This is a genomic window from Deltaproteobacteria bacterium, from assembly GCA_016218975.1.
Lineage (GTDB): Bacteria > Desulfobacterota > Deferrimicrobia > Deferrimicrobiales > Deferrimicrobiaceae > JAENIX01.
Genome location: JACRCO010000029.1, coordinates 92,704 through 107,839, shown reverse-complemented (window position 1 = coordinate 107,839; position 15,136 = coordinate 92,704). Strand labels below are relative to the sequence as shown.

General features: G+C 58.9%; 16 protein-coding genes. 7 read left to right on the top strand and 9 right to left on the bottom strand.

Features of this window, described 5'->3' with window-relative positions; translation table 11 throughout:
- Nucleotides 1-312 precede the first annotated feature (312 nt).
- The 4 genes from HY896_03430 to HY896_03415 all read right to left on the bottom strand — a co-directional run bounded on the left by HY896_03430 (nucleotide 313) and on the right by HY896_03415 (nucleotide 5,418).
- Entirely contained in the window at nucleotides 313-630 is a 318-nt protein-coding gene (locus HY896_03430; GenBank protein MBI5575399.1) for a hypothetical protein, read from the bottom strand.
- Nucleotides 631-945: 315 nt separating this feature from the next.
- Entirely contained in the window at nucleotides 946-3,612 is a 2,667-nt protein-coding gene (locus HY896_03425; protein MBI5575398.1) for a sigma 54-interacting transcriptional regulator, read from the bottom strand.
- Between the two features lie 149 nt (nucleotides 3,613-3,761).
- Complete coding sequence (locus HY896_03420) at nucleotides 3,762-4,364, bottom strand: type II secretion system protein GspG (GenBank protein MBI5575397.1); 603 nt, start codon at nucleotides 4,362-4,364, stop codon at nucleotides 3,762-3,764.
- Nucleotides 4,365-4,428: 64 nt separating this feature from the next.
- Entirely contained in the window at nucleotides 4,429-5,418 is a 990-nt protein-coding gene (locus tag HY896_03415) for a polyprenyl synthetase family protein (GenBank protein MBI5575396.1), read from the bottom strand.
- A 71-nt stretch (nucleotides 5,419-5,489) separates the two neighbouring features.
- On the opposite strand from HY896_03415, the gene HY896_03410 reads away from it, so the two are divergent.
- Nucleotides 5,490-6,086, top strand: a complete 597-nt coding sequence (locus tag HY896_03410; GenBank protein ID MBI5575395.1) for an RlmE family RNA methyltransferase — start codon at nucleotides 5,490-5,492, stop codon at nucleotides 6,084-6,086.
- 102 nt (nucleotides 6,087-6,188) lie between these two features.
- On the opposite strand, the gene HY896_03405 is transcribed toward HY896_03410, so the two are convergent.
- From HY896_03405 to larC, 3 genes are all read right to left on the bottom strand, one after another.
- Nucleotides 6,189-7,412, bottom strand: coding sequence for a PAS domain-containing protein (locus HY896_03405; protein MBI5575394.1), 1,224 nt, complete (start codon nucleotides 7,410-7,412; stop codon nucleotides 6,189-6,191).
- Nucleotides 7,413-7,604: 192 nt separating this feature from the next.
- A complete protein-coding gene (gene radA / locus HY896_03400; protein ID MBI5575393.1) occupies nucleotides 7,605-8,978 on the bottom strand; it encodes a DNA repair protein RadA in 1,374 nt (457 codons plus the stop codon).
- Nucleotides 8,966-10,138: a nickel pincer cofactor biosynthesis protein LarC gene (larC, locus tag HY896_03395; protein ID MBI5575392.1), complete on the bottom strand. Its 1,173-nt coding sequence runs from the start codon at nucleotides 10,136-10,138 to the stop codon at nucleotides 8,966-8,968. The genes radA and larC overlap by 13 nt, the downstream gene beginning before the upstream one ends.
- Nucleotides 10,139-10,306: 168 nt before the next feature.
- Here larC and HY896_03390 point away from each other — a divergent pair, with 168 nt between their 5' ends.
- The 6 genes from HY896_03390 to HY896_03365 all read left to right on the top strand — a co-directional run bounded on the left by HY896_03390 (nucleotide 10,307) and on the right by HY896_03365 (nucleotide 14,446).
- Nucleotides 10,307-10,807: a ribbon-helix-helix protein, CopG family gene (locus HY896_03390; GenBank protein ID MBI5575391.1), complete on the top strand. Its 501-nt coding sequence runs from the start codon at nucleotides 10,307-10,309 to the stop codon at nucleotides 10,805-10,807.
- Nucleotides 10,788-11,315, top strand: coding sequence for a hypothetical protein (locus HY896_03385; protein MBI5575390.1), 528 nt, complete (start codon nucleotides 10,788-10,790; stop codon nucleotides 11,313-11,315). Before HY896_03390 ends, HY896_03385 begins: the two co-directional genes overlap by 20 nt.
- A 340-nt stretch (nucleotides 11,316-11,655) precedes the next feature.
- The gene (locus tag HY896_03380; GenBank protein MBI5575389.1) at nucleotides 11,656-12,273 is read left to right on the top strand and encodes a hypothetical protein; all 618 of its coding nucleotides are present in this window, start codon (nucleotides 11,656-11,658) and stop codon (nucleotides 12,271-12,273) included.
- Nucleotides 12,273-12,992: a hypothetical protein gene (locus HY896_03375; protein ID MBI5575388.1), complete on the top strand. Its 720-nt coding sequence runs from the start codon at nucleotides 12,273-12,275 to the stop codon at nucleotides 12,990-12,992. The genes HY896_03380 and HY896_03375 overlap by 1 nt, the downstream gene beginning before the upstream one ends.
- Nucleotides 12,976-13,611, top strand: coding sequence for a hypothetical protein (locus HY896_03370; protein ID MBI5575387.1), 636 nt, complete (start codon nucleotides 12,976-12,978; stop codon nucleotides 13,609-13,611). Before HY896_03375 ends, HY896_03370 begins: the two co-directional genes overlap by 17 nt.
- Before the next feature lie 106 nt (nucleotides 13,612-13,717).
- Complete coding sequence (locus HY896_03365; protein ID MBI5575386.1) at nucleotides 13,718-14,446, top strand: hypothetical protein; 729 nt, start codon at nucleotides 13,718-13,720, stop codon at nucleotides 14,444-14,446.
- A gap of 7 nt (nucleotides 14,447-14,453) precedes the next feature.
- Here the strand turns inward: HY896_03365 and HY896_03360 are convergent, their stop codons facing one another.
- The gene (locus tag HY896_03360; protein ID MBI5575385.1) at nucleotides 14,454-14,702 is read right to left on the bottom strand and encodes a hypothetical protein; all 249 of its coding nucleotides are present in this window, start codon (nucleotides 14,700-14,702) and stop codon (nucleotides 14,454-14,456) included.
- Between the two features lie 6 nt (nucleotides 14,703-14,708).
- On the bottom strand, nucleotides 14,709-14,951 hold the full coding sequence (locus HY896_03355) for a hypothetical protein (protein MBI5575384.1): 243 nt from the start codon (nucleotides 14,949-14,951) through the stop codon (nucleotides 14,709-14,711).
- Nucleotides 14,952-15,136 lie beyond the last annotated feature (185 nt).

The window sequence follows — 15,136 nt, the reverse complement described above, 5'->3', positions numbered from 1 at the left end:
TCGTAGACCTTCATGACTTCCTCGGGCGGAGGAGGCGGCGTCACGGGCCAGGGCCTGACCTCGGGACTCGTCAACGGAAGGGTATCGGCCCGGCTCTTGATTTCCACTTCCCGTTTCTCATTCGCCATCGTTTTACCTCCCATTCTTTCGTCACAGGAGTGATTTTCCTCAATGTGTCCGGATAAGAATCCGCAATGCCCTCCTCTCGAAATCAACCCCTCCGATAAAAAACATCTTCTGTGCCTGCCCCTCCGCATCACCCCCCATTTTCGCCCCGTCACGATTTCCGGTTGATCCGGTTGCCCCGTCTCTTCAGTTGACCGGCTCCACACGGGTCTTCTCCATCGGCAACGGCATGCCGCGGGCGGACCGGGCCGCTTCTATAATGTCGCGGGCGACCAACTCCAGGGCTTCCCCGAGTTCCCAGTAATCGTTCCGTAGGCAATTGATATAGAAGTTGTAAAGCATTTTTCCCAACCTCTCGCTGCTCCCGTAAGCCAGAAAATGTCCTTCCGCGACATTTCTCCGGTGGGTTATCAGCAGAAAAGCATCGATATCCATTCCTTCCTGCCCGTCGAAATGGATATCGTCCACTTTCCCGTCGACGATATGGATCGTGGCCTCTCTCATCGGGAATCCTCCTCATGCCATGCGACAAGTGCGCAACATTACTACCCACACGGATGCACCAGTGGTATTTTTAAAAGACAAGATCCGTGCCAGGTAAAAAAAAATGGCGGGACACTCCTGGTGCATGTCGGCATTTTCGTTTTTTTATCCGCCGTTTATCGACCAGGCAGATCGGAATGGCTGAAGGGAATAACCTTTACGAAGGGAAACGACGACGTTCGGAATCGGACCCCTGGTTTCCGGAGACCATTGAAAAAACGGGGAATTACAGATTCAGGCGAATGTACGGATCAGGACCCGGCGATTCCCCCTTTTCTACCGCTCTCCGGGATTATCCAACAAACCATGGCGGCGGATCTTGCTGTACAAGGTGCTCCGGCTCACCTTGAGTCGGCGGGCGGTTTCATGCTTGTTCCAGGACGACTCTTCCAACGCCCTCAGGATCATCCTCCGCTCCATCTCGCCGAGGGAGATTTCGGCGGAGCCTCCTTCGGTTTCCTTCAAGAAAGGCGGCATATGCCGGAGAGAGATCTCTTCCCCCTGGCAGAGAATTACGGCGTAGCTCAGGGCGTTCTCCAGCTGGCGGACATTCCCGGGCCAGTGGTATTCCATCAACGCCTGCATGGCGTCGGAACCAAGCCTCGGGAGTTCCCTCCCTTCCTTCGCCCCGAACCTGGCGAGGAAATGCCGGGCAAGGAGTGGAATGTCCTCCTTTCGTTCGCGCAAGGAAGGAAGGTTGATGGAAAACACATTCAAACGGTAATAGAGGTCGTCACGGAACCGACCTTCATCAGCCTCACGGCGCAGGTCCCGGTTGGTCGCCGCAAGCACACGTACATCGACCTCGATCGTCTGTTCTCCGCCGACCCGCTCGAAGCAACGGTCCTGCAGGAACCGCAGCAGGAGGACCTGGGTGGCCAGGGAGATGTCCCCGATCTCGTCGAGGAAGAGGGTCCCTCCCTGGGCCCGCTCGATTCTCCCCTTTTTCTGGCGGATTGCGCCGGTGAAGGCGCCCTTTTCATGGCCGAACAGCTCGCTCTCCAAAAGGCTGGGGGAGTAGGCCGAGCAGTTGGCGACCACGAACGGTCCGCTGCGGCGATAATTCTGCCTGTGGATCGCCTGGGCCACAAGTTCCTTTCCGGTGCCGTTTTCCCCCGTGATGAGAACGGTGGCGTCGGACGTGGCAACGAGGTCGATAAGATCGTAGATTTCCCGTATCTTCTTGCTTTGGCCGACGATTTCCCCCCGGGATGGGGGTTCCCCGGGATCTTTTCGAAAGCGTCCTGTTTCCGATTCGTGGAGAACGAGGCTCCGGATGTGCCCTGCGGTCTGCGCGAACAGCTCCTGGAAGAAGCGCAGATCTTCAGGGAGGTATCCCGTCGCGGTTTTCGAACCGAGCAGGAAATACCCGATGCATTCCTGGCGGACAATGACGGGGAGGCCGAACCAGCTCGGATAGGGCTCCGCTATTCTTTCGAGAAGGGGGTGTAAATCCCGGTCGTCCGCCGAGGTGACGACACGGGGATCCTTCATCGCCCGGAGATGATGGGCGAACTCGGCCGCTTCCCTCCCCCTTTCCGGATCCTGCTGCAGGACCGACAAGGGGTTGATCGCCTCGGGGCAGCATTTCTCATGAGAAAAGAACCGTTCGCCGCTTGTCTCGAGAAGCAGGAAGATCGAATCGGAATCGGGGAAGATCTCCTCCGCGAAGCGCTGGAGAAAAAGGATGAGCCCGCGCAGGGAGCTTTCGGCACCCACGCGCCGCGAAACCTCGAATAGCGTTTCCAGCTGGTGCTGCGTCTTCTGAAGTTCCTTGGAACGGAACGCCAGCGCCTCCTCCATTTTCCTCTTTTCGGTGACGTCGCGCTCCATCCGAATGACGAGTTCCGCCTCGCCCGTATCGCCGATGAGGGGATAAGTATGGATGTGCAGCATCCTTTCCTGGCCGTCGGAATTGAGATACACCTTGTCGCACTGGGCGGGACGCTTGCTGGCCGCCGCGATCCTGACGGGGCAGACGATTCCATCCTCCCAGCATGGAGACTTACGGTTCAGTATGACCTCGTAGCACGGCCTGTCGAGCGTCTCGTCGAGTGCGTGTCCCGTCCGCGAGAGAAAGGAGGTGTTGGCCTGAACGATACGATGCGTCGCGGGATTTACGACGACGAGATTGTCGGTGATGTTATTGATTATTTTTTCGCTGAATTCCTTGGCCGAACGGAGTTCGGACTCCACCTGTTTCATGCGCGAGATGTCGGTCACTATGCCTACCGATCCCAGGAAGGAATCGTCGACCATCAGCGGGGCGGCCGATACCAGGCCCACGAGATATTTCCCGTTCCGGCTGCGGAAGTTGAGCTCGTAAATGTCCGACGTATCCTTGCGGCGACGGTCGAGCTGCTCCTGCATCGCGGTTTTCGATCCTTCGTCCATCAGATCGAACAGCGACCGGCCGATGATTTCATCAGGCCCGAACCCCAGCATGCCTGCTAGCCGGCGGTTCGCGAATGTCACCCTTGCTTCCCCGTCGGTGATGAATATCCCTTCGCGGGCGGCCTCCACGATGGCGTGATATTTCTCCTCGGAGGTCTTGATACGATTTTCCAGCGCCTTCCTGTCGGAAACGTCCCTGCCGTGCTCGATCGCCTGGAAGACCGTCCCCTCCGCATTTCTCACGGGATAGGCATGGATTTCGAAATGTCTCCGGCGACCGTCGGGCAGCTGGAGGATTTTTTCCCGAAACTGCGGCTCTCCCGTGTCGAAGAGATCCCTGACATGGCATTCTTCGCAGGCGGAATCACGGCCGTAGAAAACCCCGTAACATCGCATGCCGATCGTGCTCTCGGGGATTCGTCGATGGATTGCCATCAGCGCCCGGTTGGCCATCACGATCCGGTAATCCCGGTCGTAAACGACCAGCGGGTCGGTGATGCTGTCCAGAATCCTTGCCAGAGACACTTCATGCGGGGGAGCGACGGGCATTCCCGGTCTCCGTGGATCGAACGCGAAGGTTCCTGCGATAGTTGCTGTTGGTTGGGTGAACGCCCGGCTATATCGATAATATTATATTGACCCCGGCCAATATGCCACCGTTCCTTCCCTCTTTGTATACGAATCGTGATAAAGGCGGGCTACCTGATCCGGACTCCGATGTCGTCTCCACCGGGAGAGGTCACGTTTGAATCGATGTTCGTCTCCAGTATCCCGTTCGGCCCTGCCGACAGGACCCAGACGGGGATCGGCGGATCGGACGGAAGCGTGAAGTACAGCGAGTTTATGACGTACGGTCTTCCCCAAGGGTCCGTCGGGAGCCGGGCTGCGTACGGCCCTTTCCAACGATTTTCTCCCGCGTCCGGGTACCCGTGCCCGTTCCGGAGCAGGTGCGTGTCCAGCCGGCTCCAGGCATCGCCGGCCCGGGCCCAGCCGGCCGCGATACGCAGGAAGGCGTCCGTCGGAGGCACCGCCCCCGTGTAGAGGCCGCCGTAACTCGATGTGTTGTCCAGCCGATTGGGCCAGCGCCCCAGGTCCTTGTAGGCGGCGGTCACGGCGTCGGCGATCGCCTTCCCCTCGTTCCGCGCCCGGACCGCCTGGGAGTCACGGACGTACCCGGAGAACAGGGGTATCAGGGCCGCCGCAAGGACGGCGATGCCGGCGAGAGCCAGGATCGTTTCCCTGCGGCCAAGCCCGCTATCGGCGGCCGGCCCGCGATCCCGGCTCCGGAGAGTATCGATCATCCGCCTGCTGCGCGCGTTTGCCGAATCGGGGGGAAGCGACTTCACGGGCGGTGCCGGGAGAGCTTCAATAAGAGCGGGAAACTATGAAATCCGAAAGCGACATGAGGGCCGCGCGGGCGTTCGTCGGCGGGAGGGTCGATAGAAGCCGTTTCCCCCGGTCCACGTAGGCCCGGGCCGACCGGACGGTATATTCAAGCCCTCCGTTCCGCTCGACGAATCGCGCAAGCAATGATATCTCCCGCTCAGTTCGCTTCTTCTTCGCAAGGAGCGCCGTCACGCCCTTGCGATCCCCCGGGGTTGCCGTGCGGAGGGCGTGGATCAGGGGCAACGTCACTTTACCCTCGCGAAGGTCCTGGCGGGGCCGTTTTCCCAATTCCTTCTCGGTGCCGGTGTAATCGAGGATGTCGTCCATCAACTGGAATGCAATGCCTACCGCCTTGCCGTAATCGAACAGCCGCCTGCGGTATTCGTCTCCGGCCCCGGCAAGAACAGCGCCCGTTTCGCTCGCCGCCGCGATAAGCGAGGCCGTCTTGTTGAATACTACCCTGAGGTAATCCTTCTCGGCGATCCCGGGATCGCCGGATTTCATGAGTTGGAGGACCTCCCCCTCGGATAGGGAAACCAGCGTCCGCGCGTAGATTCCCAGCACGTCGATGTCGCCGTCATCCGTCATCAACTGCGAGGCGCGCGCGAACAGGAAATCCCCCACCAGTATGCTGACCGAATTTCCGAAAACTATGTTGGCGGAGGGCCGGCCCCGGCGCACCTTTCCAAGGTCGACCACGTCGTCGTGCAGAAGGGTCGCCGCGTGCATGTATTCGGTGACCACAGCCATGACGGTCCGGCGGTGGCCGGTGTAGCCGCAAGCCTCGGCGGAAAGCAGAAGTACCGCCGGCCGGAACCTCTTGCCGCCGGAAAGGGTGATGTGCTCGCCGACGATCGGTATCAGGGAAACGGGGGACTTCAGGTTGGATAGCAGCGCCCGTTCGACCCGGCGCAAGTCACCGCGCAGGTAACGGAAGACCCCGTCGATGTCGAACGGCTTGTCCCCCATGGGCAAAAATGAATCTACTCCACGGGGTTTCCCGCTGTCAACCGCACCAGGCTTCGGGTAGCATTGATGGCATGTACAAGCGGAAGGATGCGTATTATCTTCAGGCCAAGAAAGAGGGATACCGGTCCCGGGCCGCCTACAAACTCGTGGAGATCGCCCGGAAGGAACCGGTCGTCCGACCGGGAGATTTCGTAGTCGACGCCGGGGCAGCGCCCGGCGGATGGAGCCAGGTGCTGCTGCCGCTCGTGGGGAAGAAGGGCAAGGTGGCGGCCGTCGACATCCTGCCGATGGAGCCACTGCCGGGAGAAAATTACCGCTTTTTCCAGGAGGACCTCTCCCTTCCATCCCTGCCCGGCCGTATCCTCGAATTCTTCGGGCGGAAGGCGGACGCCGTCGTCTCCGATGCGGCCCCGAACACATCCGGAATCGCCTTCACCGACCAGGCCAGGTCGGCCGAACTGGTGCGGGTCGTGCTGTCACTTGCGTGCCATGTACTGAGGGAGGGCGGCTCCTTCCTCGCCAAGATATTCGAGGGCAGTGAAGCCGATGAAGTGTTCAGGGAGCTTCAGGCGGAGTTCGAGAAGGTCCGCAGGATCCGCCCCGCCGCGACCCGAAAAGAATCGTTCGAGCTATACCTGCTCGCCAGGGGATTCCGGGGACCTACTTAAAAACAGGGACGTACTTAAAAACAGGGACGTTCCTGAACTTTTTCCTCCTTACAAAACAAAAAAAGTTCAGGAACGTCCCTGTTTTTAAGTACGTCCCTGTTTTTAAGTACCTCCCCGGTTCCCCGCATCCGTCTCCCCGTCGTCCATCGCATCCGTTCGCGAGTGTTCCTTCAGGCAGGTGGAAAGCCTGCGGTGGGCGTCCCGCAGCTCTTCCAGGCGCTTTGCGTTCAGAAGCGCCAGGGCGCATTGCTGGGCGAAGATTTCAAGGTCCCGGATTTCCTCCGGCCCGAAACACTCTTCCCGTTCGCAGTACACATGGAGCACCCCTATCGAACCGTTTCCTCCGGATCTCAAGGGAAACGTCGCCGAGGAACGATATCCCCTGCGGTGCGCTTCCTCGCTACATGGAGTGAAATTGGAATCTTCGTATATGCACCGGCTGATATACGGTTTTCCCGTCAGGATGGAAATTCCCGAAGGACTCCTGCCTTCCGGGGTGACGTCCCAACGATCCGCGATCGTATCCAGGTAGCCGTCATCGAAGCCCCGCGAAGCGACAGGGCGTATCGTGAAGTCGTCCTGCGCCAGTCCTACCCAGCACATGCGGTATCCCGTCTCCACGATGGCGTCGCAGGCGATTTCAAGCACATCCCTGTAATTCGCGCCGGCGAGAATCCCTTCGTTCATCCTGCGCAGCGCCATCTCCCTCCTCAATCCCATCCGAAGCTTCGATTCGATTTCCCGCAGCGAAAGGTTGGCCTCCGTCAGTTCCAGGGTCCTCTCCACCACGCGCAACTCCAGTTCGTCGTGCGACCTGCGAAGCTCCGCCTCGATCCGCCTTCGTTCGGAGAAATCGCGCGCGATTCCCACAGTTCCGACGATACGTCCGCTATCGTCCCGAATCGGAACCTTGATCGTTTCAAGCCAGAACGACCTTCCCCTGGAGTCCAAAAGGGGTTCTTCCAACCGCGTCATACGCCCGGACCTCATAACCTGCCTGTCGTCGGCCCGATACCTTTCGGCCAGGTCCTTCGGCCAGAGGTCGAAGTCCGTTTTCCCCACAAGGTCGTCGGGATTCTTTCCGCAGGCTAACGCGAACGGCCGATTGACGGCGATGTAACGGCTTTCCACGTCCTTGAACCACGCTATGTCGGGGATGCTGTCCAGCAATGCCTTATTACGCTTATGGATTTCGACAAGCCGCCGGTTCGTGCCAAGCAGCTCGGCGGCGCACTTGCCCAGTTCCGCGTCCAACCTGAAGTCGGCGTCGTCGTTTCGGATCTGTCCCGGCGATTGCGGCGATCCGTATTTACCTGAATATCCCATGGATATTCCTATCGTGAATTTCCCTCATATCGCCTTAAATATACAAAATAATTTCAGATATCAATAGGGGATATTATTACCCATGCAGATAAATGGCGACTGTCACATATAAAAAACGGCATTTTTTGACTTTTTATCTCTCGGGTGGAAAAAAACTCAGGAACGTCCCCGTTTTTAAGTACGTCCCCGTTTTCAGGGCTGGCCCTTATAAACGCATGAAAGGGCTTCCTTGATGTGGCGGACGGGGAGGAGAGTGAACGGGTATTTCGCCGGAAGGCGTTCGGCGTTGGATGCAGGGAGAATGACTCGCGTAAATCCCATCCGTGCGGCCTCGTTCAGGCGGGGCTCAGCCATCGGGACCGCGCGGACCTCGCCTCCCAACCCCACCTCTCCGAAGGCGACGGTGCCGGCGGGGATTACCTTGTCCTTGAAACTCGCCGCAACGGTGCAAAGAATCGCAAGGTCGGCCGCGGTTTCGTCCAGCTCGATTCCCCCCGCGACGTTCACGAAGATGTCCTGGTTGTAGAGGGAGAATCCCGCCTTACGCTCCAGGATGGCGCAGAGAAGGATAACGCGATTCGTATCGGCCCCGAGGGTCGTCCGCCTGGGCATGGCAAGGAAGGACTGCGAAGCGAGCGCCTGGACTTCCACCAGGAGCGGCCGCGTCCCCTCGATCGCCGGGAACACGATCGTGCCCGACGCTTCCTCGCTGCGCTCGGAGAGGAACAGCCCCGACGGGTCCGCCACTTCGGCCAATCCCGTCGAGCGCATCTCGAACACGCCTATCTCGTTCGTGGATCCGAACCGGTTCTTGACGGCCTTCAGGATGCGGTACGGATGTCCCTTCTCCCCCTCGAAGTACAGGACAGTATCCACCAGGTGTTCGAGGACACGCGGACCCGCGATCGTCCCTTCCTTGGTCACATGTCCCACGAGGAAGACGGACATCCCCGACTTCTTTCCGAAGAAGACCAGCCGCCCCGCGCACTCGCGGACCTGGCCGACCGACCCGGGCGCCCCCGGCAGGTCCGAAGTGAACATCGTCTGAATGGAATCGATCAGTAGCGCAACGGGCGAAAGCTCCGCGGCGATCGCCATCACCCGCTCGACGGAGGTTTCGGACAGGAGGAATATCTCTTTTTCGTCGACGCCGAGCCGGGCCGCCCGCAGTTTCACCTGCGCTTCCGACTCTTCGCCCGAGACGTACAGGACCGGCTTCCCCTCGCGGGCGATTCCTTTCGCCGCCTGGAGCAGGATCGTGGACTTGCCGATCCCGGGGTCTCCGCCGATCAGGGTGGCGGACGATGGGACGACTCCTCCGCCCATCGCCCGGTCGAACTCTCCGATCCCGGTCATGATGCGGATTGCCGCCGAACCGGAAACCTCCGTCAGACGCACCGGCTTCGACGCCGGAAACGCGTCGACGTCCACCCGGTACTTCGGCTCCGCCGGGGCAACCTCCTCGACGATCGAACCCCACTTCCCGCAGTCGGGGCAGCGGCCGAGCCACTTCGGCGATGCGAACCCGCAGGATGTGCAGGCGTAATCCACCTTCACCTTCGCCATTTCGCCGCCACCTCGCGCGCCACTTCGTCGAAAGTCGCCTTCCCCGACCGAACGATGCGTTTCACGTCGTCGTACTCCGGCACAGGCCGCACGGTCCCGTCGGGAAGCTCCGATTCCTTTACCCGGACCCGCCCGAACCTGGTTTCCACCGTCCCGATCTTCCGCGCCAGCTTCAGCCGGTCGCAGGCGTGATACCGAAGGCCGATGGCAGTAGACAGCGAGAAGACCGCCGCGGAGACCAGTTCGAGCCTCTCCTCCGGGCACAGGATGCGCAGGACCCAGCCGGGACGATTCTTTTTCATTGTCGCGGGAAGGATGGCGACGTCCAGCGCACCGGCTGCGAACGACCGCTCCATAAGCAATTCGAAACGCTGCGGGTTCATGTCGTCGATGTTCGCTTCCACTTCGAGCACGCGGTCCCGCCCTTTTACCCCTCCCGCCGCTTCTCCTTCCACGACGCGCAGAATGTTCGGCCGCCCGGGGATCTCGCGGTGGCCCAGCCCGATGCCGACCCCGCCCACCGTCATCTCCGGCGGACGCGCGAAGGAAACCTCGAAAGCGCGAAGCAGCGCGGCGCCCGTCGGGGTGACCATTTCGCCGTCTCCTTCGCCGAACCTCCATGGGGCGCCGGTCAGCAGCTCCAGTGTCGCGGGGCCGGGAACGGGAAGCTTGCCGTGCGACGACCACGCCTCGCCCGATCCTCCGGGCAAAGCCGAACAGTATGCAGCGGACGGTCCGGCGAGGTCGAACAGAAAACAGGCTGCGGCGATGTCCACGATCGCGTCGACCGCCCCCACCTCGTGGAAGTGCACCTTCTCCTTTTTCGTTCCATGCACCTTCGCCTCCGCATCGCCCAGCAGGTCGAAGCAGGCGACGGCGCGGGACATCGCGCCTTCGGGAAGGGACGATCTCTTAAGCAAGGAGACGATATCCGGAAGATGCCTCGGCGTGACCTTGCGGGAGGACAATTTCACGCCGAACCGCGTTCCGGCAACACCGGCGGAAGAAGCGTGCTCGACGGAAACGCGATATCCGCCGACCGGCAGCCCCCGCAACGCGCGGCGCAACTCCTTCTCCGCGCCTGAAAGGGAAAGCAGGGCCGCGCACGTCATGTCGCCCGCGATCCCGGAGAAGCAGTCGAAGTAGAGGATTTTTTTCATCTCTTTTTACCCGCTGAATCGAAAATACCATTTCGCGCGGAAAATGTCTTTTTCCCAAGGATCCACCAACTCTCCTCTCGCCGATACTTGCACCGGGTAATTTCGGTTTTTAAATTTGGATTGCCGGCCATAATATGTTATACATGTATTACAAATGGAGGCCCGGAGATGATAGCCGTCCGCTTGAGCCCCGAAATCGAAGCCCGGTTGGAGAAACTCGCCAAGGCGACACGGAGGACCAAGTCGCACTACATAAGGGAAGCGCTCGTTCGATACCTCGGAGAACGAGAGGAGACATTGCTCGCCCTTGCCCGCATCGAGACCGGCGAAAGCGCATCATCCGGCGAAGCCGCCTGGAGCACATTATCCGGCCATGCGAGGATCGACCGGCGCAGCCTGGCCATGCATCGGGCCATCGCGGAAAAGCTGCTGTTAAATCCGGGCATCCTGGAAAAAGCGAAGGAGAACATCCGGCGATGGCGCCGGCAGGGCGTGAACGAGTACTGCATGGAGGAGTGGGAGGTAATCCTGGCCAAGGGGGTGGACGAAGTCATTCGTTTCATCCGCAGCGAATCCGAAGACGCGACCCGCCTGCGCCACTCCACACCGTTTGCCGGAGTGTTGACGCCGCGGGAGAGATGGAAATTCTATGAAAAGATCCGAGCTTGAACACATTATCCGGGCGGCTTCGGTCATCGCGGACGACCCGGAAATAATCGTGATCGGCAGCCAGGCGATTCTGGGGCAGTTTCCGGACGCCCCCGCCCCACTGTTGATCTCCATGGAAGCGGACGTGATCCCCAGGAACAGGCCTGAACGGTCGGAGCTGATCGAAGGATCCATCGGCGAAGGCTCTCCGTTTCACGAAACCTTCGGCTATTACGGAAATGGAGTCGACTTCAACACCGCCGTTCTTCCGAAAGGATGGAAAAACCGGCTGGTACGGATTCAAAACAACAACACCCGGGGCGCCGTCGGGTGGTGCCTCGAAGTTCACGACCTTGTCATGTCGAAATATGCCGCCGCGCGTGAAAAGGACCTTCAATTCAACGGCGAAGTCATACGCGCAGGCTACGTCGACAGGAATCGGCTGATGAAGAGGCTGAAGGAGATGCCTTTGCCTTCGTCCGGCAAGAACCGCATTTCCGGTCTCGTCGAGCGGGCTTTCGCCCGGTAAGCCAACTGTTCCCTACCGCCGGCCCGCGGAATTTCGTCCCCCACGCCCGACGGATACCTTGCAACCGTTCGAACGCCGGTCCTGAGCGCGCACTTCCGCGAGGACCTCAAGCATACTACCTAAAATTGTTTGATAACCGGAAACGGTTGCGATAGACTCCTGCCAGCATAGCATCGATCATATACATTCATTCTATTGCCGGGTACGGGTTCGATGAAAAGGAATCGCTTTCCTTTCAGTTGCAATCCCCCTGTAAATACAGCTCCAACTCGTAAACCAACATGAAATGTCGACCACTTATCAATCATGCAAAAAGAAATCGTCACAGCGGAGGCGCGGCATGAACCATGGGAGATACCGGTCCTCGTTAACTTTCCTGATTTCGATAATTCTGTCGTTCGTTACCCTCACCGGCTGCACTACGTCGAAAATCATGCCCCGTTACAACGGAGTTATGTATGAATCTCCTGATCTCGCACTCGCCGCCCGCCAGAAAGATCTCGATTCATGGCTCAAGCAAATAAACAGGACGGAAAAACCGAAGATCGGGTCGGCTTTGATCGTAATCCCTTCGGGGCCGTACATCGAAAAACAACTTGTATTGCAGACGCTGCATGGCCCTATGACGGAAGGGCAAAGAGAAAACATGATGAAATACTTCGTAACGACGGAGCTTCAATTCGCAAATTTCTTCAAGGCCGCTATCGCGAAAAGACAGATCTTTGAAATTTTCAATGCCATAACCAGCGAAAACCCCGACAAGGAATCATTTACGGAAGATTGCCTGATCTCGGCAGGGCGGCTGGAGCCGGACGACAAATCCGGATGGTACATCGTGAAAAAGGGGGATGCTTCCCGGGTGAAACATCCCATCGGTTACCTTACGCACGATCTGCCCCCGATTCCCAGGGTAGTCCGCTGGCTGGATTCCGTCGAAAAAATATCAAGGGGGAAATGATGCGGACGCGCCTCGAAAACGCGCCTGCCCTCCGGAACGCCATAAGGGGGGCGCTGCTTGTTCTCCTTCTTTTCACGATGACCCCGGCATGCGCGTCGAGGCAGTTTGCCGAAGCGCCGGCGCGAACTTTGGCCGAATACCGGCACCGGCAAGTGCGGGAAGGGATTACGGTCGCAATCGATCCGGTCGCGGAAGAAGCCCGGGCGAAGGATTTCTTCGGATTTAATCTCATTCAATACGGGGTATTCCCGGTTTACGTGACGATCACCAACAATAGCGGGCAACCCGTCCGGCAGAGCAGGGACATGTTTTTCCTTCGGAACATGGACGGTACAAGGCTTAAACCCCTGTACGACCACGAAGTGGCGCTGCCCGAACTCAAGAAGAGGGTGGAATCGGCAAGGGTTGCAAATGTCGTAAGTTTCGGGTTGATGGGATTGCTGGCGCCTCCGAACATGGATCACGCCGACATGAACGAAATCGACTTGAACATCCGGAAAAAAGCGCTGAAAGACAGGATGGTATTCCCGGGCGAAACCAACTCGGGCTTCATCTTCTTCTACACGACGTATCCGAAAAACATCGAGCGAGTCGAATTGCTCGCGCTATCTCTCGCGAGAATCGGATCGGGAGAGTTGACGAACCGGATCGAATACGATTTCCCTCTGCAAGGGATAAAAACAAAACTGGAGGTACCCCGGCATGAGCCGGAAAATTGAACACCCTGCTGATTGTCGGCCGTCCCTTCGATCCCTCGAATCGAAACTGCTGGCTGCGGCGTGTACTTTAATGGTGGTGGCAGCGCTCGGACTTCCCGGATGCGTCGTTCATCACAACGTGAGAGAGAACCTCAAAATAACGAAACCTTCTTCAGGAAAGATCCCCTTGCGGGCGGGACTGTACGTCAGCGGCGCGTTGAAAAACCTTAAACCGCCCTCCGGAAACAGGTTCCACGAGATCAACCTGGGGGAAGGATTGGCGCGGGGGGCCGAGAAGGCGTATCGTTCCGCATTCGCCGAGGTATCGATCATCGACGATTCCGTGACGGACATCGGCCGATTGAACGTCGACGTCATTGCATCAGGACAGGTGATGGAAGCGCGTTACCGTGACATGAAAGACTTGCGGCGGGTGTGCACGACGACGATCAAGTGGACCATCGCCGATAGAAAAGGGAATGTCATCTACGAAAACACGATCACCGGAGAAGGAGCGACAGATGACACGTTCAAGGCTCATTTCGGGGAGTGCTTTTCGATATCCCTGGAAGATCATTTCAACCAGTTGCTCGCGCACCTGACCTCGGTGACTTGGTGGCAGGGGCTGAAGAAGGATTAACCGGGACCGACGGACTTCTTTCCCTCGCCTCGTTGCGCTAAGATACGGCGGTGAACACCTTGAAAGCGAACAATAAGGAAAATCGAATCCGGGGCGCGGAGGCGTTATGAACGGGAAAATGAGATTCCTGGCACTATTGCCGTTGGCGATGTTCCTGCTGTGCATTACGCCGGGTTACGGGCTTTGCGCGGATGCGGCTCCGCCGGTGCTGGACCACGCGGGGTTGCAGGCTCTCGTCAAGGAAACGCAGCGGGAAAACCAGTCGCCGAGGGAGCTCGGGCTCGTATGGTGGATCCCCACGCTGTACTGGCGCGCATCCATTGCCGCCTCCGATCCTAACGCCAGCAAGGACCAGTTGGAGCAGTTCGACAAGGTTCTCTCGCCGTACACCCTGGTCGCGGCGGTACAGGGGGAGATGGGGCCCCTGGGAGGCGTCATGTGGAAATCCGAGGACATCCTGCGCTCCAACCTGGCCCTGGTCGACCGCAACGGGAAGGAATACCGCCCCATCGCGATCAGCGCCGTCACGCCGGATGCGAGGAACCTCATCTCAATCCTCAGGCCCGTGATCGCGAACATGCTCGGCCCGATGGGCGAACATCTCTATTTCGTGTACTTCCCGAGCCTCACGGACGGGAAAACGCCGATCGCCGATCCGCTGGCGGAGGGTTCCTTCGCGATCCGGCTGGGCAAGGAAACGCACAAGTGGCGCCTTCCGCTCGGGGCGCTGCTTCCCAAAAAACAGTGCCCGGTGGACGGCGAGACATTCAGCGGCGCGTTCAAATATTGCCCCTTCCACGGGAAAGAGCTGGTCCTCGCGCCGGCGAACCGATGAGATATCGTCAGTCCCGGCCGATTTTTTCGAGCAGGTTCCTCGCCGCCGCGGCGAAAAATCCCCTTAGTTCCTCAACGTTCAACGGCCGGACCATCCGCGGAAGGATGGAAATGCTTTCGACCTTGGAGAAGGCCACCGCGAGCCAATAGTCGTCCAACCCGACGTGCTTCTTCTTTGCCGTCCCGATCAGTAGCGGAAGCGGGACGAGATCGCGATCCATGAAAAAAACGTCGACGAAGTCTGTGAGGATCTCCATTAAGAACTACGCAGCCATGCGAAAATAAAGTTCCCAAAGCCGACGAACGTCGGACCGCAGGGAAAGACGCGGCAGGTATTCGCGGATTAACCGGAATGGAACGGTACCCACCTCCTTTGCCGTTCCCTCGTTAAGGAGACGGGATAGGTAAAGCACGAAAAAATCCTCCGTGGCCCAGCGATCCTTTGGAACGTCGTAGTCCCACAGAAGATGCGGGAGCACTTCGATGTCGAACAATGTCTTGCCCATAACGCAATTCCACACAGGGAAATCTCTCATACAAATCATGTATGATTCGATATCCCATCGAGCGCGACCAAACGTTGGACTGTCGGGGCAATGCGTCCGGGCAAAAAGCAGCCGACCCGGGTGGATTTACAGCCGGTTGATCACAGAGGAAAGGACGCCTGCGCCGAAGCCGTTGTCGATTAATG

Coding starts and splice junctions, on each gene's coding strand:
- HY896_03370 (MBI5575387.1), top strand. CDS start 12,976: ATGAGCCGGAAAATTGAACACCCTGCTGATTGTCGGCCGTCCCTTCGA.
- larC (MBI5575392.1), bottom strand. CDS start 10,138: ATGAAAAAAATCCTCTACTTCGACTGCTTCTCCGGGATCGCGGGCGAC.
- HY896_03430 (MBI5575399.1), bottom strand. CDS start 630: ATGAGAGAGGCCACGATCCATATCGTCGACGGGAAAGTGGACGATATC.
- HY896_03410 (MBI5575395.1), top strand. CDS start 5,490: ATGTACAAGCGGAAGGATGCGTATTATCTTCAGGCCAAGAAAGAGGGA.
- HY896_03380 (MBI5575389.1), top strand. CDS start 11,656: ATGAACCATGGGAGATACCGGTCCTCGTTAACTTTCCTGATTTCGATA.
- radA (MBI5575393.1), bottom strand. CDS start 8,978: ATGGCGAAGGTGAAGGTGGATTACGCCTGCACATCCTGCGGGTTCGCA.
- HY896_03425 (MBI5575398.1), bottom strand. CDS start 3,612: ATGCCCGTCGCTCCCCCGCATGAAGTGTCTCTGGCAAGGATTCTGGAC.
- HY896_03360 (MBI5575385.1), bottom strand. CDS start 14,702: ATGGAGATCCTCACAGACTTCGTCGACGTTTTTTTCATGGATCGCGAT.
- HY896_03415 (MBI5575396.1), bottom strand. CDS start 5,418: ATGGGGGACAAGCCGTTCGACATCGACGGGGTCTTCCGTTACCTGCGC.
- HY896_03420 (MBI5575397.1), bottom strand. CDS start 4,364: ATGATCGATACTCTCCGGAGCCGGGATCGCGGGCCGGCCGCCGATAGC.
- HY896_03390 (MBI5575391.1), top strand. CDS start 10,307: ATGATAGCCGTCCGCTTGAGCCCCGAAATCGAAGCCCGGTTGGAGAAA.
- HY896_03375 (MBI5575388.1), top strand. CDS start 12,273: ATGCGGACGCGCCTCGAAAACGCGCCTGCCCTCCGGAACGCCATAAGG.
- HY896_03405 (MBI5575394.1), bottom strand. CDS start 7,412: ATGGGATATTCAGGTAAATACGGATCGCCGCAATCGCCGGGACAGATC.
- HY896_03385 (MBI5575390.1), top strand. CDS start 10,788: ATGAAAAGATCCGAGCTTGAACACATTATCCGGGCGGCTTCGGTCATC.
- HY896_03365 (MBI5575386.1), top strand. CDS start 13,718: ATGAACGGGAAAATGAGATTCCTGGCACTATTGCCGTTGGCGATGTTC.
- HY896_03355 (MBI5575384.1), bottom strand. CDS start 14,951: ATGGGCAAGACATTGTTCGACATCGAAGTGCTCCCGCATCTTCTGTGG.